Source organism: Paenibacillus sp. BK720 (assembly GCF_011761545.1).
Classification (GTDB): domain Bacteria; phylum Bacillota; class Bacilli; order Paenibacillales; family Paenibacillaceae; genus Pristimantibacillus.
Window position 1 is genome coordinate 1 of record NZ_JAASRQ010000005.1, and the last position, 12,610, is coordinate 12,610.

Annotated in this window: 9 protein-coding genes, 11 tRNA genes and 1 rRNA gene; all 21 read left to right on the forward strand. The window is 50.7% G+C overall.

Annotated elements, in window-relative coordinates; genetic code table 11:
- Positions 1-94 (forward strand): 23S ribosomal RNA (locus FHT67_RS19010); the annotation flags it as partial.
- A gap of 57 nt (positions 95-151) precedes the next feature.
- Positions 152-227: transfer RNA gene (locus tag FHT67_RS19015), tRNA-Asn, on the forward strand.
- Positions 228-231: 4 nt separating this feature from the next.
- A tRNA-Thr gene (locus FHT67_RS19020) sits at positions 232-307 on the forward strand.
- Positions 308-321: 14 nt separating this feature from the next.
- Positions 322-396: transfer RNA gene (locus tag FHT67_RS19025), tRNA-Glu, on the forward strand.
- Positions 397-427: 31 nt separating this feature from the next.
- A tRNA-Val gene (locus FHT67_RS19030) sits at positions 428-503 on the forward strand.
- Positions 504-512: 9 nt separating this feature from the next.
- Positions 513-587: transfer RNA gene (locus FHT67_RS19035), tRNA-Gln, on the forward strand.
- Between the two features lie 9 nt (positions 588-596).
- Positions 597-669 (forward strand) — tRNA-Lys (locus FHT67_RS19040).
- A gap of 24 nt (positions 670-693) precedes the next feature.
- Positions 694-776: transfer RNA gene (locus tag FHT67_RS19045), tRNA-Leu, on the forward strand.
- A gap of 93 nt (positions 777-869) precedes the next feature.
- Entirely contained in the window at positions 870-1,604 is a 735-nt protein-coding gene (gene nfsA, locus FHT67_RS19050; RefSeq protein ID WP_167200765.1) for an oxygen-insensitive NADPH nitroreductase, read from the forward strand.
- A gap of 192 nt (positions 1,605-1,796) precedes the next feature.
- Entirely contained in the window at positions 1,797-2,648 is an 852-nt protein-coding gene (locus FHT67_RS19055; protein ID WP_132311501.1) for an ABC transporter ATP-binding protein, read from the forward strand.
- A gap of 158 nt (positions 2,649-2,806) precedes the next feature.
- A tRNA-Gly gene (locus FHT67_RS19060) sits at positions 2,807-2,881 on the forward strand.
- A gap of 6 nt (positions 2,882-2,887) precedes the next feature.
- Positions 2,888-2,964, forward strand: a tRNA-Arg gene (locus FHT67_RS19065).
- A 28-nt stretch (positions 2,965-2,992) separates the two neighbouring features.
- A tRNA-Pro gene (locus tag FHT67_RS19070) sits at positions 2,993-3,069 on the forward strand.
- Between the two features lie 8 nt (positions 3,070-3,077).
- Positions 3,078-3,151, forward strand: a tRNA-Gly gene (locus FHT67_RS19075).
- 186 nt (positions 3,152-3,337) lie between these two features.
- Positions 3,338-6,148 carry a phosphoenolpyruvate carboxylase gene (gene ppc, locus FHT67_RS19080; protein ID WP_167200767.1) on the forward strand — a complete coding sequence of 937 codons (2,811 nt, stop codon included), beginning with the start codon at positions 3,338-3,340 and terminating at the stop codon, positions 6,146-6,148.
- A gap of 193 nt (positions 6,149-6,341) precedes the next feature.
- Positions 6,342-7,472 (forward strand): S1C family serine protease, encoded by a 1,131-nt coding sequence (locus FHT67_RS19085; protein WP_167200769.1) that lies wholly within the window; start codon positions 6,342-6,344, stop codon positions 7,470-7,472.
- 138 nt (positions 7,473-7,610) lie between these two features.
- Positions 7,611-8,525: an EamA family transporter gene (locus FHT67_RS19090; RefSeq protein ID WP_167200771.1), complete on the forward strand. Its 915-nt coding sequence runs from the start codon at positions 7,611-7,613 to the stop codon at positions 8,523-8,525.
- 156 nt (positions 8,526-8,681) lie between these two features.
- The gene (gene sigW, locus FHT67_RS19095) at positions 8,682-9,248 is read left to right on the forward strand and encodes an RNA polymerase sigma factor SigW (RefSeq protein ID WP_015847179.1); all 567 of its coding nucleotides are present in this window, start codon (positions 8,682-8,684) and stop codon (positions 9,246-9,248) included.
- 174 nt (positions 9,249-9,422) lie between these two features.
- Positions 9,423-10,055, forward strand: a complete 633-nt coding sequence (locus FHT67_RS19100) for a zf-HC2 domain-containing protein (RefSeq protein ID WP_132311509.1) — start codon at positions 9,423-9,425, stop codon at positions 10,053-10,055.
- Positions 10,056-10,263: 208 nt separating this feature from the next.
- Positions 10,264-11,118, forward strand: a complete 855-nt coding sequence (gene cdaA, locus FHT67_RS19105; RefSeq protein ID WP_132311511.1) for a diadenylate cyclase CdaA — start codon at positions 10,264-10,266, stop codon at positions 11,116-11,118.
- Positions 11,111-12,571 carry a CdaR family protein gene (locus FHT67_RS19110; RefSeq protein WP_167200773.1) on the forward strand — a complete coding sequence of 487 codons (1,461 nt, stop codon included), beginning with the start codon at positions 11,111-11,113 and terminating at the stop codon, positions 12,569-12,571. The genes cdaA and FHT67_RS19110 overlap by 8 nt, the downstream gene beginning before the upstream one ends.
- Positions 12,572-12,610 lie beyond the last annotated feature (39 nt).

Consider the following 12,610-nt stretch of genomic DNA (forward strand, 5'->3'; position numbering starts at 1 on the left):
AGACCCCTTGAAGACGACGAGGTTGATAGGTTCGGGGTGGAAGCACAGCAATGTGTGGAGCTGACGAATACTAATCGGTCGAGGGCTTATCCTACTGCTTAAGAATTCATTGTTTCGCATCCAGTTTTCAAGGCACAAGCTTTGAACATATTCCCTGATAGCTCAGTTGGTAGAGCACTCGACTGTTAATCGAGTTGTCACAGGTTCGAGTCCTGTTCGGGGAGCCAATATGCTCTCATAGCTCAGTAGGTAGAGTGCATCCATGGTAAGGATGAGGTCACCGGTTCGATCCCGGTTGAGAGCTCCAGAAGTATTTTTCAAGGCCCGTTGGTCAAGGGGTTAAGACACCTCCCTTTCACGGAGGTAACAGGGGTTCGAATCCCCTACGGGTCACCATATATACTTATACGGTGGATATATTGCCTTTGGAGGCTTAGCTCAGCTGGGAGAGCATCTGCCTTACAAGCAGAGGGTCGGGGGTTCGATCCCCTCAGCCTCCACCATTACAACATTGGGGATTAGCCAAGCGGTAAGGCAACGGACTTTGACTCCGTCACTCCAAGGTTCGAATCCTTGATCCCCAGCCATTTTAATACGAGCCATTAGCTCAGTTGGTAGAGCACCTGACTTTTAATCAGGGTGTCGAAGGTTCGAGTCCTTCATGGCTCACTTTTCTTAATAAGCTTCACCCATGCGCGTATGGCGGAATTGGCAGACGCACCAGACTTAGGATCTGGCGGGCGACCGTGGGGGTTCAAGTCCCTCTACGCGCACCATACTTAACACCCAAACCTTCAGAAGATGTCCTGAAGGTTTTTTTGTGCTACATTGTAACCATATTAATTTTTAAGGCAAAGGAGATATCGATAATGAACGAAACTATAGCTAAGTTGATGCAACACCGCTCTATACGCAAATTTACGAAGGATCCGATTACGCAAGAGCAGCTTGATGCCATATTATCCGCGGCGCAGCAAGCATCAACTTCAAGCAATATGCAAGCCTATTCCATTATTGGTATTACGGATAAGGTACTGCGCAGCGAGCTGGCTAAGCTGGCGGGAAATCAGGCTTATATAGAGGAAAGCCCCGTATTCCTCGTCTGGTGCGCGGATTTGTACCGCTGGGAGCAAGCAGCGAAACGGCATTACGGGGAAGTGATTCCTAGTACAACGGAGAACTTTATTATCGGTACGGTGGATACGGCATTAGCCGCACAGAACGCTGCTGTAGCAGCCGAATCTCTTGGGCTTGGTATCGTTTATATCGGAGGGATCCGGAATCAGCCTGATAAGGTGTCTGAACTTCTGAAGCTGCCGCAGCATGTGTATCCGGTGTTTGGCATGTGCATTGGCGTACCGGATCAGTCTCCGCTCGAACGGCCTCGTCTGCCTCGCCAAGCAGTCTATTTTGAGAATACATACAAGCAGGACGCCATAGACTCTGCTATTGATGCTTACGATGAGACGCTAAGCGCTTATATGACGGCTAGATCGAACGGGAAGGCCAGCGCGACATGGTCTCAGTCGATGGCAGGCAAGGCGGGTCCTGTACGCATTCATATGCGTTCGTTTTTAGAGAAACAAGGATTTAAGCTGGAGTAACGTTCATTCCCTTAAACATGAAGTCCATTAATCCATAGTCATTTGGTCAAGTATCACATTTCTGTCATTGACAACGCATCTGAGAACGATTATCATTATACATAGTTAATTGATAATTGTTATCACGACGCGCTGCAGGCGCATAAATAAAAACGATCCGCCTTGCGGCATCGGAAGGAGCGTGCAGGTCAAATGATTCGTCTTGCGACTTCGAATCTCGACATTGCTTATGATGATCGACTCATCGTTCAAAATTTAAATATTGCTATCCCTCAAGGTAAAATTACAGCCCTTGTCGGTTCCAACGGATCGGGTAAATCGACCATTCTGAAGACGATGGCGCGTTTAATGCACCCATCTGCAGGCAGCGTTCTTTTGGACGGAAGATCGATTCACAAGCAGTCTACAAAAGAAGTGGCGAAGCAGCTTGCGATTTTGCCGCAGAATCCGACAGCTCCGGACGGCCTGACCGTTGCCGAGCTCGTGTCGTACGGTCGCTTTCCTTACCAAAAGGGCTTCGGGTCTTTAACGAAGGAAGACCGCGGTATTATCCAATGGGCTATTGAGGCGACAGGCATGGGAGAATTCACCGATCGCCCGGTTGACCAATTGTCCGGCGGTCAGCGCCAACGCGCATGGATTGCAATGGCACTTGCGCAAGAGACGGACATTTTGTTCCTCGACGAACCAACGACCTTCCTGGATATGGCCCATCAGCTTGAAGTGCTCCATTTGCTGCAGAAGCTTAACGAGATGAACAACCGCACCGTTGTCATGGTTGTCCATGATTTGAACCATGCCTCCCGTTACGCGCATCATATGGTTGCCATCAAGAAGGGCACGGTCGTAGGTGAAGGCACTCCGGCTGAAGTCATGACACCGGATATTTTGCGTGAAGTATTTAATATCGAAGCCGATATCGTTCCTGATCCTCGCACAGGTGTACCGCTTTGCCTGCCACACGCATTAGCCGGCGAACCGGCTGCTGACAAAGCGCTGGCTGACTCGAGGCCTGAACGGATTTTGACTGCTGCAGGGGCATAATTATAATGAAAGGCCGTGCGGGAATGGCGCGGCTTTTTCTTTTTATAACTTTTCTTAAAAAAACTTTTATAAAACAGTTGCATTTTGTTTTTGAAGGTGATATATTATTACTTGTCGCCGCGATGATAAGTAAACGCGTACGACAGCGAAAGTAACATGCGGAAGTGGCTCAGCGGTAGAGCATCGCCTTGCCAAGGCGAGGGTCGCGGGTTCGATTCCCGTCTTCCGCTCCATAATGTGCGGCCTTAGCTCAGCTGGATAGAGCGTTTGACTACGAATCAAAAGGTCAGGAGTTCGAATCTCTTAGGCCGCGCCAATCTTTACTAATACTTACTTATATTTGTCGGGATGTAGCTCAGCTTGGTAGAGCACCTGGTTTGGGACCAGGGGGTCGCATGTTCAAATCGTGTCATCCCGACCATTTAATACGCGGGTGTAGTTCAATGGTAGAACTTTAGCCTTCCAAGCTAATAGCGTGGGTTCGATTCCCATCACCCGCTCCAGATTTTCAAACAATCTCCTTCTTCGGAAGGAGTTTTTATATTTTATCCCCTTATATTGGCAGCCCCCGCTGGGGCTGCCTTTCGCGCGTTATGAAAAGAAAGTGGGTGCTTCGGGCTTCAACCAAGCGTCATTTTGTAGTATGATGATTAGAAGTTGAAAATGCGTTAAAGTACAGGAGGATCAGTATGTCGGACCAAGTAACATCGACTTTATCGGCACAACATCGGCCGCAGGCTAACAATTTACTGCGCAGAGACGTCCGTTTCCTAGGCAACATACTTGGGGAAGTGCTCGTCCATCAAGGCGGCCGCGAACTGCTGGATATCGTCGAGCAAATTCGTGAAACAAGTAAAGCGTTACGCGCTGAATTTGTACCTGAGCTTTTTGAACAGTTTAAGACGACAATTGCATCATTAAGTCCCGAAATTCGCCATCAGGTGATCCGTGCATTCGCGATCTATTTCCAATTGGTCAACATTGCAGAGCAGAACCACCGTATTCGCCGTAAACGCGATTACGAGCGTTCAGCAGGGGAAAGTGTACAACGAGGCTCCATTGAGAGCGCGATTTCCGATCTGAAAGAGCGCAACATCGATGTTGAAGGTGTTCAAGAAATCCTGAGCAATATTTCACTCGAGCTCGTGATGACTGCGCATCCGACGGAAGCGACGCGTCGTGCCGTGCTTGATATTCATAAGCGGATTGCCGAAGACGTAATGGAGCTTGATAATCCGACGCTGACTTACCGCGAACGCGAGATCCTTCGGGACAAGCTGCTGAACGAAGTACTCATTCTATGGCAGACCGACGAGCTCCGCGACCGTAAGCCAACTGTTATCGATGAAGTGCGCAACGGGTTGTATTACTTCGACGAAACCCTGTTTGAGGTGCTTCCGAACGTATACGAAGAACTGGAACGCAATCTTACGAAATATTATCCGGGAGAGTCCTGGCATGTACCAAGCTATCTGCGCTTCGGCTCATGGATCGGCGGAGACCGTGACGGCAACCCGTCCGTAACCGCTAAGGTCACATGGGAGACGTTGACGCTTAACCGCCAGCTGGCTATTAAGAAATACGAAGAGAAGCTGCATGAGCTTGTCAGCATTCTGAGCTTCAGCACGAACCTGGTTGAAGTATCCGAAGAGCTGATTAACTCGATTAAGAAAGACCGCGAGCACGTGGAACTCAAATGCATCGATCTGTGGCGCAATGCGAAAGAACCTTACCGCATTAAGCTGGGCTTTATGCTGGAGAAGCTGGCGAATACGCGCGACGAGTCGCTCAAAGGCTCTGCAATGCGTTACAACAACGCAAACGAGCTGCTTGAGGATCTGTACATTATCGACCGCAGCTTGCGCGGGCATTTTGCCGATTATGTAGCGGATACGCACATTGGCAAGCTTGTACGCCAAGTGGAGCTGTTTGGCTTCCATATGCTTACCCTCGATATCCGTCAGCACAGCCAAGAGCATGAGAATGCAATGGCCGAAATTTTGGCGAAAATGAATATCGCTCAGAACTACGGTTCCTTGTCGGAAGAAGAAAAGATTGAATTGCTCGGCAAATTGCTGGAGGATCCGCGTCCTCTTACTTCTTCCCATCTGGATTACTCGCCTTCGACTCGCGAGTGCCTTGACGTATACCACACGGTATACAGAGCGCAGCAAGAGTTCGGACCGGAATGTATTTCGACTTATCTGATCAGTATGACACAAGGCGCCAGCGACATGCTGGAGGTTATGGTATTCGCGAAAGAGGTTGGCTTGTTCTGCAAGGAAGCAGACGGCAGCGTTCGCTGCACGCTGCAATCCGTGCCGCTCTTCGAGACCATTGACGACCTTCACGCCGCGCCTGGCATCATGAAGCTGCTCTTCGAGCTGCCGATCTATCGTCAAGCCGTAGCGGCAAGAGGCGATCTGCATGAAATCATGCTGGGTTACTCCGATAGTAACAAAGACGGCGGCGCGGTAACCGCGAACTGGGAACTGCGCGTAGCGCTTAACGATATTACGGCAACTGCGGGAGAATACGGCGTGAAGCTGAAATTCTTCCATGGCCGCGGCGGTGCGCTTGGCCGTGGCGGAATGCCGCTTAACCGCAGTATCCTGGCTCAACCGCCACATACGGTTGGCGGCGGTATTAAGATTACCGAGCAAGGCGAAGTATTGTCCTCGCGTTATTCGATGCAGGGCATTGCTTACCGAAGCCTGGAGCAGGCAACATGGGCGCTTATTACGGCTGCCCGTCTTGCGAAATATCCGCAGGCACAAGACGACGCCGTGCTGAAGGAATGGGAAGAGATTTCCCGTTCGATCTCGGAAACGGCTTTGAACAAATACCAAGATCTGATCTTCCGCGATCCGGACTTCCTGACTTACTTCAAAGAGTCGACTCCGCTTCCTGAGGTTGGCGAGCTGAACATCGGTTCCCGTCCTTCGAAACGGAAAAATAGCGACCGCTTCGAGGATCTTCGCGCGATTCCTTGGGTATTTGCATGGACGCAGAGCCGTTACTTGCTGCCGGCATGGTATGCGGCAGGTACTGCCCTGAAGCAGTATACCGGCGAGGATGCGCAGCGTCTTGAAACGTTGAAGACGATGTACGAGAAGTTTCCGTTCTTCCGTTCGCTCATCGACAATCTGCAAATGGCACTGGCAAAAGCAGATTTAACGATCGCGAAGGAATATGCGGATATGATCGCCGACAGCACGATTCGCGACCGTATCTTCACGCAGATCGAGAACGAATATAAGCTGACTTCGGAAATGATACTGAGCATTACCGGTCAAGACGAGATTCTGGACAACGTGCCTGTTATCCAGGAATCGATTCGTCTGCGGAATCCATACGTGGATCCGCTCAGCTACATGCAAGTTCAGCTTCTGAGCGAGCTGCGAGCGTTGCGCGCGAAGGAAGAGGATGATCCTGAGCTGCTCCGCGAAGTGCTTCTTACCATTAACGGAATTGCTGCGGGTCTGAGAAACACGGGCTAACAGCAGACTAATAACCGGGCATTCGGCTTAATACAAGCCGGATCGCCCGGTTTTTGTTTTAAAACGAATTCGCCTATTATTTATCCTCCTTTATAATCCGCTTAAGTTTGATTTAAGGTACAACCCTCATGATAGTAATCAAGCAAGCGACATCAATTGCAAAAGCGATTGTCATGACAAAGGAGCGATTAAGATGAACCATAACGAATTCGAAAATAACCAAGTAAACGGAAACGATACAACTAACACCGAATCCACTGCTGAACATAAGCCATATACCTATACTTACAGAACGAGCCGCTCGACGGCAAATCTTCGCGAAGCTTACGAGAATCAGCTGCAGCTGATGGGGATGGACGGATCGGACGGAGGATACGGCAGCGGCGGAAAGAAGAAGGGGAGGAAATCGCAGGCCAAGGCCATGGTTGCGGCTTTCCTTGTTGGCGCGGTAGTTATCAGCGGATTTATGTACGCATCGGATAAAACAAACTTGTTCACCGGTAATCAGCCGCCTACTGCGGCAACTACACTCGCGAGCAATACGCCGCAGCAGTCGGCGGGCGTAACTACGGCATCGGTAAGCGTAGACGCTTCTATCGCTGACGTATATAAAGCTGCATCGCCTGCGGTAGTGAAAATCGAGAATTACACGGAGCCGGTTCAAAGCACGGGCAGAGGCTTCGGAGGCAGAGGCGGCTGGCAGGGATTTAGCCAAATGCCGCAGTCCCAAAGCGGCAGCGGTCAATCTAATTCGACCGATTCCACCGATAGCTCTAATCTGCAGCTGGCGGGAACGGGCACAGGATTCTTTTTCGAATCCTCCGGTTATATCCTGACCAATGATCATGTAGTCGAGGGAGCCGCGCAAGTGAAGGTGCAGGTAGAAGGTTATGATGAGCCGTTTGTGGCTGAGGTCGTAGGCGAGAACGCGGATCAGGACTTGGCCGTATTGAAAATCACGGGCTCCAAGGCATTCCCGACTCTGGCGATTGGCGATTCCGATCAAACCGCTATCGGGGATTGGGTTATTGCAATCGGCAACCCGTACGGCTTTGACCACACGATGACCGTTGGGGTGCTAAGCGCGAAGGAACGTCCAATTACGATCAGCGAGGAAGACGGCACCGAGCATCAATACGAGCATCTGCTGCAAACGGACGCTTCGATCAACCCGGGCAACTCCGGCGGACCGCTGCTGAACGCAAAAGGTGAAGTTATAGGTATAAATACAGCCGTCAATGCCGAAGCGCAAGGCATCGGATTTGCGATTCCAACCAGCACGATTCAAGAAACATTGAAGCAATTGCTTGGCCGCAGCGCATAATGCCATTATTCACTTATAAGGTTTGGGAAACGGAGGGGCGCTTATGCGCCTCTTCGTTTTGTTTTTTGCTTTTGCTTTTGCTTTTGAAGGGGGAGAACCGATATAATAGATCAGATGCGAATGGAGGACTTTTGTTCGATGAAAATTTCATCTGGCTATTGGACGGGCGTTGTTATGGTCGTTACCGCGGCAGCATGCTACGGAATCATGTCACCGGTGCTTAAGCTTGCTTACGAACATGCCTATACCTTTCAGCAAATTACGGTGCATCAGGCCGGAATAGGCGCGGCGCTGCTGTGGATCCTTGTCCTTCTGCGGCCAAACTCATGGAATAAGCTGGAGTTCGGTTTGAGACATTGGGCGGCATTAGCGTTTACCGGTATTTTCGGCCTAAGTATGACAACCGTATTATATAATCAAACCCTGGAGAGACTGGATGCTTCTTTCTCAATTGTCTTGCTTTTTCAGTTCATGTGGATTACGATTTTGCTAGAAAGTTTACGGAACCGGAAATGGCCGACGAAATGGCAATGGGCAGCCATTGTTATGGCTATGGCAGGAACGGTGCTGGCGGCCGGTTTGCTCCAGAATAATCTTAGGGACATGGACTGGGCTGGTGTTGGATATGGACTGGCCTCGGCGTTTTCGTACAGTCTTTTTCTATTTCTGGCGGGCAGAGTGGCCCCGGGTTACGATCCTGTATTTAAGTCGGCTCTTATGATGTCATTCGGATTTATTGTTATTCTGATTATGTACGGCTCTGCGGCATTCCAGGGCGGTGCCGGCCTGCAATGGGAGCTTATGGGCTGGGGGTTCGCGCTTGGGCTGCTCGGGCAGGTCATGCCAACGGTCTTCTTTAACGCGGGTATTCCCCGGGTGGGAAGCGGGCTTGCTTCCATGCTGGGAGCAACGGAGCTGCCTTTTGCCGTAATAAGTGCATGGCTGATACTAGGGGAGCCGATAACGTTGACCGGTACCGGTGGCATATTGCTTATTCTAGGCGGTATTGTTGTGGCCGAATACGGTGCGCGCCTAAGGCGGCAAGCCGCTTGACCGGACCATGCTTGCGAAGTAAGAATTAACACGAGCCGTGTGTTTGGACCATGCTTACGAAGTAAGAATTAACACGAGCCGCGTGTTTGGACCATGCTTACGAAGTAAGAATTAACACGAAACAGCTTGTGTTAATTCTTTGTAGGAGGATGAATAGTGAATGTATTGGAAGCCCGTCTCGCCAGGTTAGCGTTGAAAGGCGACCAGCGGGCATTTGCTGAGCTTGTGGGCCTGTATCAGGACAAGCTTTTCCATATGGCCTACCGAATGTTATATAACCGCCAGGAGGCGGAAGACGTCGTTCAGGAAACCTTTCTGCGCGTCTATAAAAATCTGGAGCGGTACGACGAGTCGCTCAAATTCTCCACGTGGATCTACCGGATTGCCACGAATCTTTGCATCGACCGGCTGAGGAAGCGAAAGCCTTCTTATTCGCTGGATGCGGAATCTACGGATCACGAAGGTCTGGATGGCTACTCCATGATCCCAAGCGATGACCGTACGCCCGAATCCGAGCTTCTGCTGTCGGAAACCCAGCGCATTATACACGAGTCGATCGAATCGCTTCCTCCGAAGTACAAGACGATTATGATGCTCCGCTATATCCAGGAGATGTCTCTGCAGGAGATTGGCGACGTTCTGGATATGCCGGTTACGACAATCAAGACGCGCGTCCACCGGGGCAGGGAGTTTTTGCGGAAAAAACTGGAGCACAAGCTATAGGCCAAGGAGAAACGGCTGTCGCCGTCCTTGGCGGAATCCGGAGAATGCTTCCGGACAGGAAATACTTATACCATTTTATAGCTTAAAAAAAGTGAAACATCTAATGCGAGCTATACGTACTCTATAAATGTGAAGAGCTTATGCGCAAGCAAACGAAAGAAAGGACTGGCTGCTATGAATTGCAACGTCGCGGTTGTATGGATGCATGATTATTTGGACGGCGATCTGCCGCGTGAAGACGCGCAAGAACTAAAAAATCATTTGCACGCATGTCCCGCTTGCCTGGCCCGCTTTGAACAGCTGGAGAAAACGGAAGCGATGATGCTGGGTACCCTTGAGCATACCGTTTCCATTCCCGATTACGATAAATCAGCTTTGACCGACCGTATTATGGCGCAGCTGCCAAAACCGGCAAAAACAAAAGAGCGTCGCGGCGTGCTCCGGTTCATCTACAAGTATCCGGGTCTTACGGCCGCCGCGTTGTTCGTGCTTGTCATGCTCGGCAGCTTCACTTCGATATGGGAACAGGACTCCAAGCTGATTGTATCCGGAGAAGATCTGCAGCAGGTTGTCATTAACGGAAACACGGTCACGGTTCCGGAAGGTGCCCATGTGAAAGGGAATCTGGTTGTCGAGAATGGAACGGCTGATGTGAAAGGCGAGGTAGATGGCAACGTAACGGTCATCGACGGCAGCCTCAATCTGGCATCAACGGGGTACATTGCAGGACAAAGCCGGACCATCGACCAGGCGCTGGATTGGTTCTGGTACAAAGTGACGGAAACGTTCAGCGGATTGGCTTCTTAGGACGAACTGCCTCTCTTGCAGAGAGGCGGTTATTTTTTTTATGAAAAAAAGGGTTTCGAAGTGCGATTCTAGAAAAGAATAAAGTTGAGTCCAAAAAAACGTATGACGGAGCAGATTACGTTTCGCGGGTAAAATATAGGCGGAAAGATAGAGAAATCTTATACTTACTTAAATGATGAGTTGTCGTCGGCAGTTTGGGGGTTGATCTATGAATTACTTCAATGATTTGACTTGGAATGGCTGGATAAAGGACATCATTGATATCGGCATTGTCAGTTATATTATCTATAAATTGATTTTGCTGGTGAGAGGCACAAGAGCAGTCCAGCTTTTGAAAGGGATTCTGGTCCTGGTTGGCACCTGGGCGATAAGTACCTGGTTTAATCTTTATACGCTGAAATGGCTGATGAACCAGATGTTTACGTTTGGCGTTCTGGCGGTATTTATCATTTTCCAGCCGGAGCTTCGGCGCGCGCTTGAGCAATTGGGACGCGGGAAGCTGTTTGCCCGTACGTCTACGCTGGAGCGGGATATTATAGCCGAACAGGTCGAGAGCATTATGAAGGCTGTTCAGCATATGTCTCAGCGGAGTATCGGGGCATTGATTGTTTTTGAACGAAATACGGGAGTCAGCGAGTTGATTGAATCCGGGATCCAGATGGAATCGCGGATTACGTCGGAGCTGCTCATAAATATTTTTACGCCGAATACACCGCTGCACGACGGGGCGGTTATTATCCGTGGCAATCAGATTATGGCCGCAGGCTGTTATTTGCCGCTTTCGGAAAATCCGTTTATCAGCAAAGAGCTGGGGACGCGCCATCGCGCGGCTATCGGGGTAAGCGAGGTGAGTGACGCCGTCGCGGTTATCGTCTCGGAAGAGACGGGACAAGTCTCCCTTGCGATTAACGGAATGATTGTCCGCGATATTAAGGAAGAATCGCTTATTTCCAAGCTGTTCGAAGAGCTGACGCCGAAACAGACGAGCGGCAAGGAGCGGGCAACCGTTTCCTCGTTCTCATTCTCCTCGTTCTGGAAGCGGAAAGGAGGCAGCGATGGATAAGTGGTTAAGTCATCCGACGATACTCAAGATTCTTTCGGTTGCGATTGCGCTTCTTTTATGGGCTATGGTTCATTTTGATCCGGAATCGACCCCGGCCACGGTGACGTCCACTATGGATACCAAAGTCATCGAGGCCGCCTCGGTTATTCCGACCGGACTGGATGAAACGAAATATGCACTTGTAAATGTAGAACCTACCGTAGTCCGGCTGGTCGTAGAAGGACGCAAAGCGAATTTGTTGACGATGAAAGACGAGGATTATGCGGTGCATCTGGATTTGAGTCACGTAACGCCAGGCGAGCATGTGGTGCCGCTGACCTATGATTTGCCCAAGGGCATTAGTCTGATTGAAATGTCGCCGCGTTCCGCTACAGTGGATATTGTAGAGATCGAGACGAAAACGTTCGAGCTTGGGGTCGCAACGGAAGGAACGCCCGCGAACGGTTATATTGCCGGCACGCCAACGGTGAAATCGGGAACGATCGTGAACGTTACGCTGCCGAGGGACGAGATGGCTCTCGTCGGGGCGGTGCGTACAACCGTTGATATCGAAGGCTCGGAGAAAAACGTTGTGAATAAAAAAGCGCAGGTTGTTGTCTACGATACGGAAGGCGAAGCGATGGAGCATGCCATCATACGTCCTTCGACGGTAGAGGTCGAAGTGCCGGTAACTCCTCCGCTTAAGACAATGCCGCTGCAGATCAGCTACACGGGGAGTTTGCCGGATGGTCTTAGCGTGAGCTCGGTAAAGGCGGATATTGATAAAGTCGCCGTATACGGGGATCAGAAGCTGCTTGATTCCATGGATACATATACCGGCGGCGTGACGGTGGATTTATCGAAGATCAAGGAATCCGGTACGGTCAAAGCGAAGGTAACGGCCGTTGGCGACGTGAAGATGGTCGAGCCGTCCGAGATTAATGTGGAGGTTACGGTTGTGCCTTCCCAGACGCTGACGCTGGACCGCAGCGTCATCTTGAACGACTTGCCCGGCGGGCTGAAGACAGCTTTTAAGGATCCTCCCGACGGTCATGTCTCGATCACGGTTCGAGGCGCGCCTAATATGCTTGCGGCTATTCAAGCCAATGATGTGCGGGTTATAGCGGATCTGAGCGGGGCCAAAGTGGGTCAGGCCACGTTTCCGCTGCTTGTGAAGCTGCCGCGGTTTATCGAACTGGCCAATGAGTCCCAAAAATTTACGGTTACGCTTGATATTGCGGATAAAAACGCCCCTAGCGGGAACAACCCGGACGGCGGAAGCAATAATGGCAACGGGGATGTCCCGGCTGGCGGACAACCGGAGGATACGCCATCGCCGCCGCCGGATACGGATACGGGAGCAGGAAACGGTACCGGGAATGGCTCCGGAAACGGCTCGGATACGGATGCAGGCTCCAGTCCTGATCCTTCTTCGAGCACGGACACCGGGGCTGACCCCGATGCCAGCCATTAAGGAATGCAGGCATGCTAGCGGAAAAAGCGGTAATTAATA